Genomic DNA, 18,773 nt, shown 5'->3' on the forward strand with positions numbered 1-18,773 from the left:
GTTTGCACCGTGAACACACCGCAGAACGGCCATTTCGATTCCGCAACGGCGCTCGCGTGGGCTACGTTCACCGGGAATCTGCACGCCTGCATCCGGGCCCTGCCCCAGGGTGACTACGTCACGGTCACCGCCGCTCAAGCCAGTCCCGGCGAGCGTGGCCTGCGGCCGTACATCGATGTGGCGGCTTCTGATACCGGGCGCATGGTCGCGGTCGCAGCCATTCCGTCTCTGCTGTATCCGGAGGCACCCGATGCGACGGCCATGGACGTGCAATTGCTCGAGTTCGGCTGGCTGGATCGGGGCAAGCCGCTCGCAGACGGATCGGTCATCGATCTCACGCGAACCGATTCGAGAGCCGATGCTGCGCTCGTCGCGGAGATGATCACGCTCGCGTTTCGCGAGATCTGGAATGTTCCGCACCCATCGTTCCTCAGCGTCTGGGGCGTGGCGGCCGACGGTGTGTCCTCCGGGCCGGTGGACCTACAACGCGGGTCCGTCGGTAGCCCGGTCACACCGGGATCGGATGCGGACTGTCCCGAGGCAACGGTCGACGTTCCCGCCGCACTGCGGTCGCTGCAGGCGGTGTGCCAGTTGGTCGGTCGACGGGTCGACGCGCACACCGTTCTGTCCGTGTGCACCGGTAACAACCTGGACGAACTACTGGACCGTGCCATCGCGCTGCATCGCTCGGCCGCCGGTCGAGCTCACCGAACAGCGGACGCCGGTGGAGAAGGCTCCGCCGCGGTGTGGATCAACTTGGCCCGCACCTGGGGCTCGGTGGCCCGCAGCATCGACGCCGCTCTGGATGCGGATCGGCACGCGCGCAGGTGAGGGGCTACCGGACCGTTCTTCGTAGCCCACTCGCTCGCAACACCTGACGTTCGACGCCTGCACGGATCGCGTCCTCGGTCCCGATCACCCGCACGTGCTTTCGGGCTCGGGTGATCGCGGTGTACAGCAACTCGCGGGTCAGCAGAGTCGATGCCTCGGCGGGAAGAAGCACCGAAACCGTGTCGTACTGACTGCCCTGGCTGCGGTGGATCGTCATGGCGTAGACGGTGTGCACCGAGGAGAGCACGTTCGGGTGGATCAGCACGTGGCCGCGCCCGCGGGGGAACGCCGCCATCGGGGTTCCGTTGTCTCCGGAGATCACAACACCGGTGTCACCGTTGTAGATCCGCGCCTCGTGATCGTTCGCCGTTACCAGCAGTGGCTGGCCGGGGTACCAGAGCGACGGATCGAGGAACGTTCCGCTCCCTTCACCGACCCATTCCATCGCCTGCCGATCCCACCGTGAGACACCCCATCGGCCCTCGCGGTGTGCACACAACAAGCGATGCTTCTCGAGCCCGAGCAGTGCGGCGGCCGCGTCCCCTCCCGTGGCTGCAGCGGTCACTTCGGCCGTGGTGTCGATCACGTCGGAGCGCAGAGCATCCATGTCGTCGGGACCGTGGAAGGAGATCTCCTCGGCGCCGGACTCGAGCAGCGACATCACCTCGTCGGCTCGGCCGTCGCGCACGGCCACGGCCAGGCGCGCGATAGCTCCACCGAACCGCCTGCCGCGACTGAGCCGCACGACACCTCCACTGAGTCGGTCGCGCTCGTACCCGCTCAGGGCCGCCTCGGCCGGATCCTCGGTGGCTGCGAAATCCTCGGCGACGAGTTCGGCCAGCACCGGGTTCTCACTACCGGTGACCGGACGAGCCACGAGATCTGCCAGCACGGCACCTGCGTCGACGGAGGTCAGTTGGTCCGGGTCACCGACGAGGATCAGACGCGATTCGGGACGGACGGCTTCGAGCAATCGGCACATCATCGTCAACGACACCATCGAGGTTTCGTCCACGACTATGACGTCGTACGGCAGACGATTCTCGGCGTCGTGCCGAAACCTCGTCTTGCTACCGGGCTTCCAGCCCAGAAGCCTGTGCAGCGTCATCGCCTTCAGATCTGCCGGAAGTTCGAGCAGTTCGGCTTGTTCGGACACCGACTCCTGCAGCCGGGCGGCCGCCTTGCCTGTCGGTGCCGCCAAACCTATTCGTAGGTCACTTCCGTGTTCCCGGACGAGCAACGCGAGAATGCGGGCCACCGTATGAGTTTTGCCGGTTCCCGGTCCCCCTGCGATGACGGTGGTCCACTGTGTGGCGGCCAGGGCCGCCGCTATTCGCTGTCGATCGGGGGCGGCTGTCGGTGCGCCGGATTCATCGATGAACAACTCGGCCAATGCGGCACTGATCTCCGCGGCGTCGGCGACCGGGTGGGTCTGCGATCGCTGATCGAGTACATCGCGAACTATGCTCTCCTGCAGGTGGTATCGATCCAGGTACAGCAGCTCACCCTGATCGGTGTCGACCAGTTTCAACGGCGTCAGTGGTCCGTTCGAGCTCCCGACCACGAGCGGGCTCACGGTCAGGGCACCGAGCACCTCGCTCAGCTCGGGCCACGGAAGCGAACTCGGATCGACCTCGGAATTCTCGTCGACCGTCACATCGCGCAGGCGCCGCAGATCGAGGCACACCGATCCCGAACGCACCGCACGCACCGTCAGGGCGGCTGCAAGCAGCACGTGCTCGGACGACTCCCCTGCCAGTGCACCGAGCCGCAGCGCCACGTGTACGTCGGCAGCCGACAGCACCCCTGCATCATTGAACACGCGCAGAATCCCGCTGCCGCGCAGTGCAGTCGAGACGGCCGTCATCGACTGATCCTCCCGGCGAGCAGGTCCGAGAGCTCGACCACCAGAGCGGCGGGCGGATCCCAATCGAACACCCCGCACCCGGCCGGGGTCTGTGGTCCCACCATGCCCCGGACGAACAGGTAGCGAATACCGCCGAGGTGCGTACCCGGGTCGTAATCGGGTTGACGCCATCGCAGATACCGGTGCAATGCAACGGCATACAGGATTGCCTGCAGCGGATAGTGCGAGCGCATCATTTCCTGAGCCATTTTCTCACGGGTGAAATGCCCAGTGCTCAGGTCGCCGCGGGCGAGCCGGTTGGTCTTGTAGTCCACAACGACGTAGCGCGGTCCGGACACGCGGAGAACCGAGTCGATGCTGCCGGTGAGAAAGCCGCGCAGTGGTGTCGCCTCGATACCGTCGAGCAGATCGGGATAGGACGCGAGCACGTCCGCCGGATCGAGGTGATGCCGCATCGAGCGCGCAACGGATTTCAGGGTGACCGTCGCCGCCACCGGGTCCTCGCCACCGGCCAAGGGCAGCTCGAAGTCCAGTTCCGCCAGGTGATCGGTCGGTGCGATGTCGGCCAACGTTCCGAAACCCAAGGGCGTCTGCATCACCGGCAGAAGGGCTGCGGCCAACGCCATCGGGTCGACCTCTGCCATCCGTGACGCGACCGCTGCGCTGCAGCGCCGTTCCAGTTCGGCCAGTAGATCCGGAGCAGAGGCGTCGACGTGTTCGAGCGCCTCGTGGACGAGCGTTCCGAATGCGGCCCCCGCGGGCATGCCGTTCATCGGGGACGCAATACCCTCCGCCCTGGGCTCGCCGTCCAGCACGGGACCGTAGTCGCTGTCCGGCTGTGGTTCGGCAGGCTCGTCCGTCTTCTCGGGGTGCTCGGCCTCACTGGTCACACCGGAACCGAGCTGGACCAGTGCGGAATCATGGGCATGAGCTGTCAACGCGGAGTACGACGTTCGACGCCACAGTAGGTCCAGGCTTCGATCGAATCGCGCGGCGGCAACGTCGAGGTGGGTCTCGTCCGGCCGGAGCCACTGCGCGGCCGACGGCGCACCGGAGCCCACCGGTTCGACCGAGATGAGGTCGGTAGCCGATCCGACCCAGGATTGGAGCCGATTCGCGGTAGTCGCATCGTCGAGAACTTTGTAGGACCGCTCGGGTTGCGGAACTGCGGGTATGCGGCCGAACAGCATGCGATGCAGCGAGGACGTTGCGGTGTTGCGCCCCGGTGCCCACCACAGCACGACCTGACTCTCGGCGCGGGTGAGCCCGACGTACAGCAGTCGCAGTTCCTCGGCCGCTTCCTCCTGATCGTTGATGATCTTCCTGGCGGCGTATCCCGTCCCGGACGGTCCACCGACGTCTCGGATACGGTCGCCGTTCTCGTGGAGCAGCAGCGTCGAGGGCTTGCTGAAATACAATGTGTCCCAGGCATACGGCAGATAGACGACGGGAAACTCGAGTCCTTTGCTGCTGTGCGTGGTCATGATCTGGACGGCGGCCGCATCACTGTCGAGTCGACGGCTGCGGTCGGCGGATCCGCCCGCTGCCGGTTCCTTGATGCGATCGGTCAGCCATCGGGTGAGGGCGGTGATTCCGAGTGATTCGGATACTGCTGCGCGATTGAGCAATTGGGCGATGTGCCGCAGATCGGTCATGGTGCGCTCGCCTGCGTCCACGGCGAGTAGACGCGCGTCGAGCCCGGACTGGGCCGAGACGCGCTCGAAGACTGCGGCGAACCCTGCCTCGTCGAAGAGGATCGAGTACTCACGTAGGCGGCTGCTGACCTGGGCCACCGCGTCCTCTGCCCCGGAGTCGAGCTGAGCGGCGGTCCAACCGAGGAGCGGGGTCAGTGCGGCAAGGCGTACGCGATCGGTGCGATGCGGCTGCTCGATTGCCTGCAGCAACCACAGCCAGTGTCGGGCGCTGTCCGTGCCGAACACACTGGTGCTGCTCGATACGACGGACGGAACGCCGACGCCGTCCAACGCATCCCGAATCAGCGCTATCTGCTTGGTCGTTCGGGTCAACACGGCGATGTCCCGCGGTTCGATCTCGCACGGCCCGTCGGGGCGATCGATCACGGTATTGCTGGACAACAGCTCGACGATGGTGGTCGCGACGTCGGCCGCAACTCTGGATCGGAGCCGATCGACGGCCGGAAACCCTTGCCGCAGTGGACCGACACCGGTTCGCGGGAGGTAGCGAAGCCGTAGCGGAGGATGCCCCACCATCCGCGGCAGCGGGTTTCGTGCCTCGACTCGGTGCACCACGATATCGTCGTGTCCGAGGGCCGCACCACCGTACAGATGATGCAATGCGTCGAGCAGTCCCGAGTCACTGCGCCAGTTGGCAGTGAGTTCGTACAGATGGTCGGCCGATTCCACCGCGTGGAGGTAGCTGAGCACCTCGGCTCCACGAAACGCGTAGATCGCCTGCTTGGGGTCTCCGACGAGAATGAGCGTCGTGGATCCGTGAAACGCTCGCCGCAGAATGTCCCATTGCATCGGGTCCGTGTCCTGGAACTCGTCGATCAACACCACACGGAATCGGTCTCGTACTCGCGCACAGGCAGCGTCGCCGTGCGCCGGATGGGACAACACCGAATGCAGCAGTCCGAGCAGATCGTTGTAGTCACGAACCCCGAGCTGGCGCTTACGGCGCTCGACTTCCCGCCGCGTCTCTCGGGCGAATCGGACGCGGAGTTCGGACTCGCGATTTCCGTCGTCGTCGAGGTTCTCGATATCGGGGTAGAGGATCGACTGCGGGTCGTTCACTGCCGCCAGCGCCAGCTGCTGGGCGTCGTGTCTGCTGAACGCCGGAGCCGCGTCGTCGCCGCTGAACATCTGCAGATACAGATCATCCACGACCTGTTCGAGTACATCGGACACCGATTCGACGAACGTCGATTCGGGTTCACGCTCGCCAGCGATACCGAGCCCGTCGAGCATTCGCTGACAGAAACTGTGGGTGGTGACGATGGTCCCGGCGTCGAAGTCCGAGAGTGCCTTGCGGAGCCGGCCGCGACGTCGGTCCACCTCGGCATCGTCGGCGGATGCCAGGAATACGACCAGTGGATCACGTTCTGCACGAGCGGCTTCCGGGTCGGCCAGGTGCGCGGCGAGAGAAGCGAATCGACTTCGCGTGCGATCACGGAGTTCCTGGGTCGCGGCCCGACTGAAGGTTACCAGCAGCAGGTCGGATATCTCGGCGATGCCCTCGGCGACATAGCGCGCGGCCAATCCGACGATGGCGTAGGTCTTGCCGGTGCCGGCACTGGCTTCGAGCACCGTGGTTCCGGTCGGCAGCGAACCGAGCAGATCGAATCCGCGCGCGGTGGTCATGCGTTCCCCATGTTTTCGGCGGCCAGCAGTGGATCCCAGAGCTTTCGAGCGATAATCCCGAAGCGGCTCGACTCGTTCGAAGGTTCGGTCTCGTCGGGTAGGGGTGTCGCGGCCAGCAGCGTCTGAAACGTCAGGGTAGGGCCGTACAAGTACCGTAGCGATCGATCTGTTCCGTCTCCGAAGTCGCCTCGCCACGACCAGGTGGCCGACTCGTAGCCGTCCTCGATCGTTCCGCCCCCGAACCTCTTCTCGGCGTACGAGGACGCGGTTCCTGTCGAAATCGGCAACGGCGACGCCAATCCACGGTCGCGTAGGTCGACCAACTCGCGGAGGACCGTGCTGGGCTCGGCCGGTGCGGTCAGGCGAGATCGACGAGGTGGTCGCATTCCGCTTGCCCGTCCGATGGTGACGGCGCTCCATTCCCCCGGCTCCGATGCGGCCACCGCCAGCAGCCGCACCCAGGCCGCGAGGCGGTGCTTGGCAGCCAGACGCGAGTAGGACGAGCGCGCCAGAGTGCGATCGTGGATTCCGGTCACGGTGCCGGTCAGACGCCGACCCTCACCGAGATCGACGGCGATATCGATGGTCTCGGCCGGCCCGTCGTGGAAGGGGGCGGCCACGTCGGCGATGATTCCGACGATCTGCCGAATATCGGACATTTCACGTCGGCCCTGGTGGAACGGCGGCAATGTGCCGCGGCGCCACTCGGCGTCGGCGAATTCTCCGATGTCTCCCCCTGCGAGTACTGCGGCGAGCATCCGGTCACCGATGCTCCACCGAGACAACGGGTCCAGTTCGATATCCAAACTGTCCGCGAGGTCGTCCTCGAGCTCGGGAACTCGAAAGCCCAGTCGTTGACGCAGAAATGCCTGCGCCGGGTTCTCCACGAAGGCGATCAGGTCGGCGAGTTCTACGTCTCCGCGAGGTAGTGGCGGAAGTGCCTCGGGCAGAAACGGGCGCACCGGATGGGTTGTTTCTTGCTTGGCCACTGCGCCTGCCAAGGCGACCACGTCGAAGCTGAAGGGGTGCTCGGCTTCGAAATTGTGTGGATCGAACGGCTGCAGCGGATGCCGATGTTCGACGCTTCCTCCCGCGGTCACCTCGAGTACGTCCATCAACTCGCGCAACGGAATTGCAGGGGGTTTGACCGATCCGTCGACGGGGTCGGCTCCGGTGTAGAACAGTAGGAGTTTCTCCTCGGCGGACATCACCGCGTCGAGTAGGAGTTGCCGATCCTCGCTGCGGAGGTCTCGTTCGCCGATGGCAGGGTCGCGGGCGAGGATGTCGTCGCCGTCGATACTGCCCACTCGCGGGAACACCTCGTCGTCGAGCCCGAGAAGCACCACCACTCGGTGCGGCACCGATCGCATCGGGACCATGGTGCATACGGTCAGTTCGCCGGTTCGGAAGTTCGCTCGGGTGGGTCGGCCCGCAAGTCTCCCGGCGAGCATCGCGCGGACGTCCGCGAGTCGAAGCTCGGCTTCGCCGCCGTGTTCGGTGGCATCGGCGATCTCGCGATGCGCTTGTGCGAGTTGCCATTCATCCGCGGTCGGTACGTCGGCGAGCAGATCGAGGGCGCGACCGAGCTGCCGCGTCCACTCGGTCACCGACGCGGGGCCGGCAAGAGCGCGCAGTACCGAGGCAAGGCGATCGACGAGCTCGGCGAAACGGCCGGCGAGGGTGATGTCGTTGCTGTCGACATCGTCGAGTGGGAGGGCGAGGTCGAGGTAGTCGTTTCCGGTCTCGTCGGCAGCCACGCCCAGGAGAATGCGGTCCAGTGCCGACTTGAACGTGTTTTGCCGAAAGCCGTTCAGTCCGAATGCTTCTCGCTGCCGAACCGTCAAGCCCCAGCGGGCACCCGAGGTGGTGACCCATTCGCGCAGTCGCTCCAGGTCGTCGTCGGTGAACGAGAACTTCGCGCGGACCGGGCCACTTGCAGCGAAGTCGAGGAGTTCACTCGCCGTGACGCGGCCCTGAGCACAGTCGAGCAGGGTGGCGATGACGTCGAGCACGGGGTTGGTGCGGCGCAGGCCCCGATCGGCGAGTCGCACGCGCAGCCGGTGCCCCGGGTGCACCAGCGCTGCCTGCCCGAAGTTCGCGCGGATCAGTGGCGCGTAGGTCTCGACGTCCGGGCACATCACCAGCACGTCCCGCGGTTCCAGAGTCGGATCCTCGGCGAACAGGTGCAGCAGGGATTCACGCAGAACGTCCACCTGCCGAGCGGGACCATGACATGCGTGGATCTGCACCGTTCCATCGGAAGACGTTGCCTTGGCATCGGATTGAATTGCGGCGGTGGGTGATACGTTCGCTGCTATGTCCGATTGAACTCGGGCGAGCAGGGTACCGGCGACCCCAGAGCTCGGGTGATACACAGAGCTCGGGTGATAGACAGAGCTCGGGTGATAGACAGAATTCGTCGCGATCGAACCGAGGGTTGATTGCAGCTCTCGCACGTCGCGCGACAGGCTCGCCAACAGTGGGTGTTCGACCGCCAGAGCCGTGACGTCGTCTCGTCGACGCGTCACCGCAGGGATGCCTGCGAGGGCATCCCACATCGACGGGCTGGGGTGCGGCACCCAGATGTGGACGTCGCGGTGGTGTGACAGCGCAGCCAGCATCTCGAGCTGATCGGTGGTCAGCCGAGTCGGACCGAACACCGACAATCGACTCGGTAGGTCTACCGCTTCCGGCGCGTCCCGCAGCCGGGCGCATATGACGGGCAGCCGTTCGGCGGGGCTCGGGCTGTCGATCCGCTCGCGCACCATGTTCCACACTCGCGGTTGCCACTGCAGGTCGTCGTCGAGATCGGTGCCGTGGCCGTCGGTGAATCGTCCGGCCTGCCACTCGCGCAGCATCTGGGGTCGCTGGGTCCCGTACGCGCGGAACAGCTCCGCAACATGCGCCGCCGTCGACCAGCGGCGTCCCGCTCGATGGTCCTCGGTCCCGGCTCCCAGGTGTTCGAACAGTACGGCCGCCCACGGTTCGGTGCGACATTCGTCGATCACGTCCAGTGCGGTCCAGAGCACCCGTCCCGGGGCCCAGGGGTCGTCGTCTGGGTCGATGTCGTCGACTGCAGCGATGGCACGAGAGACCAGCCTCGCCGGGCTGGGGAATTCGATGTTCGCGGCGATACCGTCTCCGTCGGGGCCACCCAATGTGCGTGACAGTCGTTGAGTGAGCCAACGCTCGACACCCTTGGCCGGGACCGACACGACCTCGGGAGCAAAGCAATCGTTCAACGGAACGGAGAGCACATCGGCAAGGGCTGCCGCGAGGGTTCCTGCGCGTTCGGCGCGGTGGAGCGTCAACACCGTTGCGATCCCCCTGCCTTGCTCGTGACGAAGAGCCCGATTCCCGGACAGGAGATGACCCTACTCGAGGCTCCGACAGTTTCTGCCCGATGAGTTGGGCCGTCGAATTCGGTCGGTATCTGTGAACTCCGTATCGAGACGAAGGAGACGACATGTTCGGACACGTGTTTGCAGTGGTGGCAGTGCGCGATATCGACGCATCGAATGCCTGGTACGAGCGGCTTTTCGATCGGCCCGCGGACAACAATCCGATGCCGAGTCTGGTGGAGTGGCAGGCAGCCCCGGCTGCCTGGGTGCAGGTGACCGTCGATGCCGAACGGGCCGGTTCGTCGCAGTTCAACGTCGCCGTCGAGGACCTCGAATCGTTCGTCGCTTCAGCGCGCTCACGCGGGGTCGAGTTCGGCGACATCGTCGAGGCGAACAAGGGCGTCCGGTTGTGCTCCGTTTCCGATCCCGACGGTAATTCGATCACGGCGATCGGCGGCTTCCGAGAACGCTATTGACACACCCCGGTTGCCGTCCGGACCTCTGGTGTAACGGCAGTCGACGGCCGTACGACATGCTGGTTGGAATGCGACCGCCCGGTCCGAAAGGGATACAGGGGGTGCTTCCGGGTCCCGCGGTCCATCTCTGCCGCGGAATCGACACCCACCGACCTGAGGACGATCCCCCGTGACCAGCGCATACCCGCCACCGTTCCAGCGACCCGCTCCTGAGCCGACGACCCAACGTCGTCCCCTGCTCGGCAAGTTTTTCGCTTGGGCTGCAATCGTTTTCGGTGTCATCTTTCTGATCGGCGCAGTCACGTCGTTCGAGTTCGGCGCTCTGCTCGTCGGCGCTCTGCTGCTCGGCGCGGGTGTCGTGTACTTGCGCTCGTCGCCCGCGCAGGGCCGCAAGGGCTGGGCGATCCCGGCAATCGCCGTCCTTCCCGCCTTGGTCTTCGCGGGTCTGACCACTACCACCGAGTCCGAGACTCCCGCCGTTGCCCCGGTTGCGGCCGTGCCCGCGCTCCCGACCGTCACGACGACCTCCGCGCGGCCGACCACAACAACACCCGCACCGACCACGACCACGGTGGCCCCGACAACCGAAGCTGTCGCTGCCGTCGTCGAGGTGCCGCCGACGACGGAGTACATCCCGCTCCCGGATCCCGCGCCCGCCTACATTCCGGAGCCGGTGTACACCCCCGAGCCCGTCTACACCGCTCCTGCGCCGTTTGTCGCAGCGCCGCCCGTCGTCTCGTACGCGAATTGCGATGCTGTTCGCGCGGCAGGCGCAGCGCCGATCTACGCCGGCGAGCCGGGCTACAGCGTCAAACTCGACCGCGACAGAGACGGCATCGGCTGCGAGAACTGACCACGGTCAGCCCACCAATCGCCGCGTGAGGTCTGCACTCTCGCGGGAGTAGGCGACCAGCATGACGAGTTCGACCGAGGGCCGCGCAGCTTTCACGGCCACCACTTGCTGGGTGACGGCTTCGTGCATCGGCCATCCGAAGGACCCGCCGGAGATCAGTGGAAACGCGACTGACTTCGAGTTCATCGACGCGGCCAGGGCCAGGCTCCGGGCGTAGCACGATCGCAGCAATTCAGATCGGTCCTCGTGCAGGGAGTACCGCGGCCCGACGGTGTGGATGACGTGGTCCGCGCGCAATCTGCCTGCGGTTGTCGCAACGGCTGCGCCCACGTCGAGCCCGTGCGGCAGGGTGGTGGCCCGCAGCACCTTGCATTCCGCGAGGATCGTGGGCCCGCCGGCGCGATGGATCGCCCCGTCCACCCCGCCGCCGCCGAGCAGTTTTGTGTTGGCCGCATTGACGATCGCACTCGCCGCCACGGCCGTGATGTCGCCCTGGACGACGTCGATTATTGTCATGAAAGTTCCTTCGCTGCAATGATGTTCGTGGTGATGCGATCGAGGTCCTCGGCACGAAGCCCTGGGTAGCCGTGGACGATGTCGCGCCAGTCCTGCGGTACCGCCGATGCTCCCCAGCGCGCTCCCAGGAGTCCGCCGGCGATGGCTGCCGTCGTGTCGGTGTCGCCGCCCGCGCGGACGCAGAGTTCGAGAGCTGCGGGTAGTGGCCGCTTCTCGTCCCGGCAACGATGGATTGCCCACCATGCGGTCTGCAGGGCGTGCACCACCCAACCGTTGCGGGGGAAGTCCGAGGGCTCTCCTGCCTGGGCCAGCTGGATCAAGGGCTGCCAGAACGCTCGCACATCGGCGTCGGCCTCGTCGAGAAACTCCGAGACGCCATCGTATGTGCCGTGCAGAACTGCGTATCGAATTGCGTGAGTCCATAATTGACACGCTTCGCCGGCACGTGGGTCGGCATGCGTGAGATCGCTGATCCGCGCTGCAGCAGCTCGACATCCTGCGGGATCGTCGAGGTAGGCCAAGGCGACCGGCGCGGTCCGCATGAGCGACCCGTTGCCACCTGTTCTGCCTGGCAAGGACGCAGCCGCGGCGGCCATGTCCGCGCCGCTTGAGGTGGCCTGCGAGAGCACGGCGCGAGTCTGATTTCCGACGTCAGGAGGGTTCTGCGCGAACCACGCACGAAAATTATCGGCGATCTCGTCGATGTCACCGCCTGATTCGAGAGCCCGCGCCACGCACAGTGCCATCGAGGTGTCGTCGGTCCACTCCCCCGGAGCCCAGTCGAACGTCCCGCCGCCGACCATGGCGATCGGCGTCTCGGGCGAGGGATATCCGAACTCGTAGCCGGCACCCAATGCGTCGCCCGCTGCTGTTCCGAGCAGAACGCCCCTCGCTCGATCCTGTTGATTGTCCGTCAGTTGCACAACTACCCCTTTGCTCGATATTGAGCTAATCATAGATCAGTTTCACGCTAATATGCAAGACATGACCTGGCGAGATCGAGAGGGCAACGCCCTGACCGACTACCCACGCCCATCCGTGGCAGTCGACGTAGCTGTCCTGACCCTCCGTGACAACCGACTGCACGTCGTCGCAGTGCACTCGGAGCGAGGGCTCGCGCTTCCTGGAACATTCCTGCGCCCCGGAGAGAGGTTGTCCGATGCGGCCGACCGCGCACTCGAGACCAAGGCGGCCATCGTCGATCTCGTATTTCACCAACTGCGACTGTTCGACGTGCCGGATCGAGACGACCGCGGATGGGTTCTGTCGATGGCACACAGCGCAGTGGCCCCAGTCCGATCCCTTACCGCGACAACCGAATTCGTTCCCATCGACAATGCGAGACCGGTGTCACCGTTGGCCTTCGACCACGACGACATGGTGACCGAAGCGGTTCTCGACCTGCGTGAGCGCTACGCACGCGAGATCGATCCCGCACTGTTGCCGAACGAGACCTTCACGCTCCTCGAGCTGCGAGAGTTGTACGAGATCGTCTTCGACCGCTCGCTCACGAAAGACACCTTCCGCCGTCACGTGATCGGCGCGCTCGAGGCAACCGGGACGACGTCCACGGCAGGCGGCGGCCGACCCGCCGAGCTGTATCGGCGCGCCCCGAACCCCGCCCTCCCTCCGTCGGCCGGCTCCTTCCTGCTCGGCTGAGGGCATGGATCTTCGAAACCGGACATGCCAGCAGATAGGCTGGCAGCCATGGGATCGAAGCGGCCTGCCAACCGCGGACAGAAACGTGCAGAAAAGACCAAGGCCCGGCAACGGCGTCACCAGCAATCCCGTTCGACTCCGTCGGGGGCCGACGCCCAGCAGATAGCCGACGTGATCGACGGATTCGTCGAGTGGTTGGCCGAAAGCGAGATGTCCGAACAGTCGGAGGCGATCTCGCGGCTCGTGTCGTCGACGCTGACTCAGCTTTCGGGAGCTCGACCCGGTTTCTCCCCCACCGCCTGGCTGCCGGCCGACGCTCACTTGCTGGTGGACGCCGCAGAACGGATTCTTCAGGAGGAATCCGATACCGCCGAGGACACCGCAGTCAACCTCGTACTCACGTCACTTCAGTACCTGACATTCCTGGACGAGACCGATCTCTGGGACGGCAGTGCGGAGGATTACGCGCATTGCATGGACGACCTCTCGGACTTCCTCGAGGGCGACGAGCCAGACATGCTCGACGCCGATGACATCGACCTGCCCGATGTGACGTTGGCACAGGAGCTGGCCGCAATCTCGGCGCTGCCGCTCCTGCCTGCACTGGACGACATCGTCGAGCGGGTGAGCGACGGTATGGCCGTGTCGAGCGATATTCAGCTGCAGCACGCCCTCGGATCGGTGCAGTTCGATCCCGCCCAGCTCGGCCCTGGAACCGACATCGCCGCCATCGACTACTGGTCGACGGCCATCGCGACGGAACTCGTTCGAATCGACGGAGACACCGCAAAGCCGGGCGACAACGCCCATTCCTTGGCCGGCCGTGGCGCAGAAACCATGCACGAGCTCGTCGCCGAGCACGTGCGCGTGCAGTTGTCCGGGGACGCAGACGACCCGGACGTGTCGTGGTCGCTCGCCAATACGTTCGCCGTGCAGACTCTGCTCGCCGCGATGACCGACGAACTACCGATCAACAACGAGGGTGAGGACTACGCAGACCTCGAGGGCGAGGATCTGCGTACGGCCAAGTTGATCGATCACCGAGTTCGATCCCTGATCGAGCAGGGCATCCTCGTCAGAATCGAGGAGGTGCTGGCCGTTCCACACGCGCTGCGGCCTGCGGTGTTGGACGGCGTGGCCGAGGCGCAGCCCTTCGGTGCGATCGACGACGATTCGCTCGTCGACTCTGCCGAGGATTCGGCGTCGAGGTGACCGCCGCCGCGACCGTGTCGGTGGTCGCAGCTAGCGTGTCCGCACGCGCGTCACGTCAGCGCGATCCGGGTAAGGAGCCGACATGAGCGATTCACTCGAGTTCGACTTCGACCTCGACGCCGCGTGGATGCTGTTTCAGCGCAGCCTCGGCGACTATGTCAGCGCCATGCGTGACGGTGATGCCCTTGTGATCGAGTCTCGATACGACACCACCGACGGCATCCCCGACACCGCTGCCTGCGTACAGTTCTATGCCTGGGATCTCGATATGGTCCGCTGCGAGATTCCCGCGAACGAGCACCTCAGCAGCACTCGCGCCATCACAGGCGAACAGCGAGAATCCCTGAGTGCATTGGGCTTTCGGGTCTCATCGGATGCCGATCCGACACCGCCGCATGTGGACCGCAATCGATCGTGGTCCGACGATCTGGCGAAGAAGACGGTCTCGGTCTTTCGTGACATCTGGGGACTTCCGCACCCGTCCTTCCTGAGCTCACGCGCCACGGGGCGATACGACGTGCCCGGTTTCGATCCCTCAGCCGCCGAGCCGGACAGCACCGTCGTGCCCCTGTGTGTGCAGCCCAGGGGCAGAGAGCATCTGCAACAGCTGGTCGATCGCGCTCTCGAACCGTGGTTCGGCTTCCCGCCGGTTCACGACCCCGACGGAGACATTCCGCTGAGGTTCGCAAGCGGCACCGCCTATGTATCGGTCAAACCCTCCGAACCGGTGGTCGAGATCAATTCGACGCTCGTCCATGCAGTATCGGGTCGTACTCGCGCGGCCGAACTGCTCGTGGACCTCAACTTGCAGCTGCCCGACGTCATGCTGCATCTGGTCCAGGACTGCATCGTCGCTCAGGTGCGGGTCAGCGGCTCGCCCTTCGTCGCCGATCACCTGCTGTGGGCGGTACGCATGCTCAGTCACGTGTGGGAACAGGTCGACGAGAAGTTCGCCGAGGACTTCGGCGGGAAGCTCGGCGAGCCGACGCCGGTGACTGCGGACGTACACGAGTTTCCGGACGGTCTGTTGGAACTGGTCGAACTGGCCGCCCGGTCGGACGAGCCCCTCGACCTCCATGCCGTTCTGGTGTGCTGTTCGTCCGACCGTGATGTCGTCGTCTCGTACCTGCGCATCAGCGCAGAACAGGAGGCGTCGTGGCGTGGGATGGCGGTCGCTGCAGACCTCGGCGACGAGCATTGTGACGTCGACGAGGCAGATCGAGAAGCCTCGAGCTGGGCCCGAACCACCGCTGCACTGCGCGAGGTGCTCCGCAGCACACCTGAGCAGGTGACGCCGGTGGTCGATCCCTCGGCGATCCAGCTGCAGCTGTTCGAGACCGACGACGTGGCAGAGATATCCGACGACCGTTCGGAGGATCAGTAGCCCGAGTTCGCTCAGACGGCTTCCTTTTTATGTGAACTAGAGTTACATTAACTCTAGTTCACACGACGCTGGGAGAAGCCATGACACTGACGACAGGCACTACGTCCGTTCCGGTCGATACCGACGCCGCCGACGAGCAGCAGTACATCGAGACGCTGACGTTGCTGTCCGAGGGATCGGTGCACAAGCACTTCGACCCCTACGTGGACATCGACTGGGAGTCGGAGAAGTTCGCGGTGCCGGCGAACGATCCACGCTGGGTGCTCCCCGCCAAGACCGACCCGATCGGTGGCCACGCCTGGTACCAGGCCCTTCCGCTCGACAAGCAGATCGAGGTCGGCATGTGGCGTCAGGCCAATGTCGCGAAGGTCGGTCTGCAATTCGAGAACATCCTGATCCGAGGGATGATGCAGTACGTCTTCTCGCTGCCCAATGGATCTGCCGAGGCACGCTACTGCACGCACGAATCCATCGAAGAGTGCAACCACACCCTGATGTTCCAGGAGATGGTCAATCGCGTCGGTGCCGATGCCCCCGGTATGAGCCGCCCGATGAAGATGCTCTCGCCGTTCATCCCCCTGTTCGCCACACTTCTACCCGAACTGTTCTTCGTCGGAGTGCTCGCAGGGGAAGAGCCGATCGACCACATCCAGAAGTCGGTCCTGCGTTCCGGCGAGGATATCCATCCGATCATGCAGGGCGTCATGGCCATTCACGTTGCCGAAGAAGCCCGGCACATCTCGTTCGCACACCAACTCCTACGTCGTCGCGTCCCCAAGATGTCCAAGGCCGGACGGTTCCTGCTGTCGCTGGCATTTCCGATCACGATGCGCATCCTGTGCGATGTCATCGTCATTCCACCGAAGAAGTTCTGGACGAAGTTCGACATCCCGAAGCAGGTCAAGAAGGACCTGTTCTGGGGCACTCCGGAGTCGCAGCACGCGTTGCAGGACTACTTCGGTGATGTGCGCATGCTGGCCACCGACACCGGCATGATGAATCGCGCCGCTCGACTGATGTGGAAGCTGTGCGGAATCGATGGCAAGGCCTCCCGTTTCCGCAGCGAGCCCGACCGCAGCTCGCACCAGTTCGCCGCGTAACCTCTCGACACCTCACGCGCCAGTTATCCGTACAGCAGCGCCAGCCGTCAGGAACCCCTCATGCCCCACGTCGTCACCCAATCGTGTTGCAGCGACGCGTCATGCGTCTACGCCTGCCCCGTCAACTGCATCCACCCCACGCCCGACGAGCCTGATTTCCTGACGGCAGAAATGCTGCACATCGACCCGCAGTCGTGTGTCGACTGTGGCGCGTGCGTCTCGGCCTGCCCGGTCGATGCCATTGTGCCGCAGGCGAAGCTGACCGAAGCCCAACTTCCTTTCCTGACGATCAATGCGGACTTCTACAAGCAGGAGCGCCCACCTCGGCCGATCCTGGCACCGGTCACCCCCGCGGCCTCGGTGTCACGGGATCGTCAACCTCTTCGAGTGGCTATCGTCGGGTCCGGCCCGTCCGCGATGTACGCGGCGGACGAGCTGCTCACGCAACCGGGCGTGAGTGTCGATGTCTACGACAAACTCCCGCAACCACACGGCCTCGCTCGCCTCGGCGTCGCGCCCGACCATCAGAAGACGCGTCAGGTATCACGCCTCTTCGACACCATCTCTGCGCAGAAGGGATTCACCTTCCACCTCGGGGTCGAGGTCGGCAAGGACATCACCCACGAGGAGTTGATGGCCACCCACCACGCCGTGATCTATGCAGTCGGGGCATCAACGGACCGCGAACTTCGCATTCCCGGTTCCGAATTGCCCGGCCGCAGTTCGGCAACCGACTTCGTCGCCTGGTACAACGGCCACCCCGATCACGCACACCGCACGTTCGACCTCTCGCACGAGCGCGCCGTCATCATCGGCAACGGCAACGTGGCCCTCGACGTCGCCCGCATCCTGACGACGGACCCCGACGCACTCGCTGAAACAGACATCGCACCCTACGCGTTGGAGGCCCTGCGCCACAGCTCCATTCGCGAGGTGGTCGTCGTCGGCCGCAGAGGCGTCGCACAGTCGGCATTCACCGTGCCCGAGTTCGCCGGATTGGTGACCGTTCCCGACATCGACGTCACCATCGACCGCGATGAACTCACACTCGACCCAGTGACAGCTCGGCTCGCCGACACCGACGATCTGCCCCACGCGGTCGCCCAGAAACTGCAGCTGCTGCGTCACGCCGAGGAATCACCGGAGCACGGAACCGACCGCAAGCGCATCACACTGCGATACCTGCTCTCCCCCACTCGGATCCTCGGCACCGATCGAGTGACGGGCATCGAGTTCGAGCGGATGGACTTGACCGCAGACGGTGACGGTCTGGTGCGCAGCACCGCGACCGGAGAGATCGACACCCTCGATGCCGGACTGGTGCTCACCTCCATCGGCTACCGCGGCGTCGCGCTACCCGGAGTTCCCTTCGACGAGCGTGCCGGCGTCATCCCCAACATCGGCGGACGCGTACTCAGGGAACCGGGTGGGTCGACAGCCCTCGGCACCTACGTCACCGGATGGATCAAGCGCGGGCCCTCGGGATTCATCGGCACCAACAAGTCTTGCGCCCAGGAAACCGTCGGGAATCTGGTCGACGATTTCAACGCCGGTCGCCTATCGGATCCGCTCGAACTGCAGAGCAGCGTGCCCGCCGAGCCGAGCCGGAGTCCACTACGCCGATCGAAAAACATGCTCTCGACGCTGCGGCGGCCCTGACCGATCGCTCTCTCCCCCTCCCACCCGCGGCCTGGATCAATGCGCCCGCCAGTCACCACCCGAGCGCTCAGCAGTGTCGAGTCGACGGCACCGCCCACCGCCGCTGCTGTTCCGACCCTTCCAGCGAGTCTCGGACTGCTGTCGGTCGAAGAACTGCTGAAGATGCTCGGCCCTCGCTGACATGTTCGAATAACGTGTCGTACCCCTCCCCTACTCTGCGATTCACCGAAAAGTTCGGGGGCCACACCGGGGGAACGTGGAGGGGACAACGATGAGTCGTATAGATGTGGATGGCTTTCTCGAGTACACGCAGGCTACGAATGTGCGCGCGGATTCCGAACCGAACGAATTGCTCGACAGGGGAATCGGTTTCGCCCAGCTGGGGTCGTCGGCCAAGGTAATGACCCAGCTGATCGCAGATCGCCTGTCCGCCGCGGACGAGATCAACCGTGCTGTGTCGGTGCACGATCGCGCGGCGAAAATACTCGACGATGCTCTCGACGCGGCTTTCGAGAACGGTTGACAGCCCGCCGA

Annotated in this window: 15 protein-coding genes; 10 read left to right on the plus strand and 5 right to left on the minus strand. The window is 64.9% G+C overall.

The window, feature by feature from the left end; genetic code table 11:
- Window positions 1–9: 9 nt before the first annotated feature.
- On the plus strand, window positions 10–831 hold the full coding sequence (locus ACOQFP_RS03845) for a TY-Chap domain-containing protein (RefSeq protein WP_421583502.1): 822 nt from the start codon (window positions 10–12) through the stop codon (window positions 829–831).
- Window positions 832–835: 4 nt separating this feature from the next.
- On the opposite strand, the gene recD is transcribed toward ACOQFP_RS03845, so the two are convergent.
- Genes recD through recC form a run of 3 tightly spaced genes read right to left on the minus strand, consistent with a single transcriptional unit; the run spans window position 836 to window position 9,353 of the window.
- A complete protein-coding gene (gene recD, locus ACOQFP_RS03850) occupies window positions 836–2,698 on the minus strand; it encodes an exodeoxyribonuclease V subunit alpha (RefSeq protein ID WP_421583503.1) in 1,863 nt (620 codons plus the stop codon).
- A complete protein-coding gene (locus ACOQFP_RS03855; RefSeq protein WP_421583504.1) occupies window positions 2,695–6,039 on the minus strand; it encodes a UvrD-helicase domain-containing protein in 3,345 nt (1,114 codons plus the stop codon). The genes recD and ACOQFP_RS03855 overlap by 4 nt, the downstream gene beginning before the upstream one ends.
- Window positions 6,036–9,353 carry an exodeoxyribonuclease V subunit gamma gene (gene recC, locus ACOQFP_RS03860; protein WP_421583505.1) on the minus strand — a complete coding sequence of 1,106 codons (3,318 nt, stop codon included), beginning with the start codon at window positions 9,351–9,353 and terminating at the stop codon, window positions 6,036–6,038. The genes ACOQFP_RS03855 and recC overlap by 4 nt, the downstream gene beginning before the upstream one ends.
- 152 nt (window positions 9,354–9,505) lie before the next feature.
- Here recC and ACOQFP_RS03865 point away from each other — a divergent pair, with 152 nt between their 5' ends.
- Both ACOQFP_RS03865 and ACOQFP_RS03870 read left to right on the plus strand, forming a co-directional pair.
- Window positions 9,506–9,856, plus strand: a complete 351-nt coding sequence (locus ACOQFP_RS03865; protein WP_206490804.1) for a VOC family protein — start codon at window positions 9,506–9,508, stop codon at window positions 9,854–9,856.
- Window positions 9,857–10,025: 169 nt separating this feature from the next.
- Window positions 10,026–10,709, plus strand: a complete 684-nt coding sequence (locus ACOQFP_RS03870) for an excalibur calcium-binding domain-containing protein (protein ID WP_421583506.1) — start codon at window positions 10,026–10,028, stop codon at window positions 10,707–10,709.
- Window positions 10,710–10,715: 6 nt separating this feature from the next.
- Here the strand turns inward: ACOQFP_RS03870 and ACOQFP_RS03875 are convergent, their stop codons facing one another.
- Together ACOQFP_RS03875 and ACOQFP_RS03880 are read right to left on the minus strand one after the other, a co-directional pair.
- A complete protein-coding gene (locus tag ACOQFP_RS03875; protein WP_421583507.1) occupies window positions 10,716–11,225 on the minus strand; it encodes an O-acetyl-ADP-ribose deacetylase in 510 nt (169 codons plus the stop codon).
- Window positions 11,222–12,148, minus strand: coding sequence for an ADP-ribosylglycohydrolase family protein (locus tag ACOQFP_RS03880; protein WP_341243622.1), 927 nt, complete (start codon window positions 12,146–12,148; stop codon window positions 11,222–11,224). The genes ACOQFP_RS03875 and ACOQFP_RS03880 overlap by 4 nt, the downstream gene beginning before the upstream one ends.
- A 61-nt stretch (window positions 12,149–12,209) precedes the next feature.
- Here ACOQFP_RS03880 and ACOQFP_RS03885 point away from each other — a divergent pair, with 61 nt between their 5' ends.
- The 7 genes from ACOQFP_RS03885 to ACOQFP_RS03915 all read left to right on the plus strand — a co-directional run bounded on the left by ACOQFP_RS03885 (window position 12,210) and on the right by ACOQFP_RS03915 (window position 18,762).
- Window positions 12,210–12,884 carry an NUDIX hydrolase gene (locus ACOQFP_RS03885; protein WP_421583508.1) on the plus strand — a complete coding sequence of 225 codons (675 nt, stop codon included), beginning with the start codon at window positions 12,210–12,212 and terminating at the stop codon, window positions 12,882–12,884.
- A gap of 48 nt (window positions 12,885–12,932) precedes the next feature.
- On the plus strand, window positions 12,933–14,096 hold the full coding sequence (locus tag ACOQFP_RS03890) for a hypothetical protein (RefSeq protein WP_341243624.1): 1,164 nt from the start codon (window positions 12,933–12,935) through the stop codon (window positions 14,094–14,096).
- Window positions 14,097–14,178: 82 nt separating this feature from the next.
- Window positions 14,179–15,480, plus strand: coding sequence for a T3SS (YopN, CesT) and YbjN peptide-binding chaperone 1 (locus tag ACOQFP_RS03895; RefSeq protein ID WP_421583509.1), 1,302 nt, complete (start codon window positions 14,179–14,181; stop codon window positions 15,478–15,480).
- Window positions 15,481–15,560: 80 nt separating this feature from the next.
- Entirely contained in the window at window positions 15,561–16,580 is a 1,020-nt protein-coding gene (locus tag ACOQFP_RS03900; protein WP_341243626.1) for a diiron oxygenase, read from the plus strand.
- Between the two features lie 60 nt (window positions 16,581–16,640).
- The gene (locus tag ACOQFP_RS03905; RefSeq protein ID WP_421583510.1) at window positions 16,641–18,239 is read left to right on the plus strand and encodes an FAD-dependent oxidoreductase; all 1,599 of its coding nucleotides are present in this window, start codon (window positions 16,641–16,643) and stop codon (window positions 18,237–18,239) included.
- A 39-nt stretch (window positions 18,240–18,278) separates the two neighbouring features.
- A complete protein-coding gene (locus tag ACOQFP_RS03910) occupies window positions 18,279–18,419 on the plus strand; it encodes a hypothetical protein (RefSeq protein ID WP_421583511.1) in 141 nt (46 codons plus the stop codon).
- A gap of 91 nt (window positions 18,420–18,510) precedes the next feature.
- Window positions 18,511–18,762, plus strand: coding sequence for a hypothetical protein (locus ACOQFP_RS03915; protein WP_421583512.1), 252 nt, complete (start codon window positions 18,511–18,513; stop codon window positions 18,760–18,762).
- Window positions 18,763–18,773: the final 11 nt, after the last annotated feature.

Origin of the sequence: Rhodococcus sp. MALMAid1271, from assembly GCF_049195265.1 — a bacterium.
In the GTDB taxonomy this organism is placed as follows: domain Bacteria; phylum Actinomycetota; class Actinomycetes; order Mycobacteriales; family Mycobacteriaceae; genus Rhodococcoides.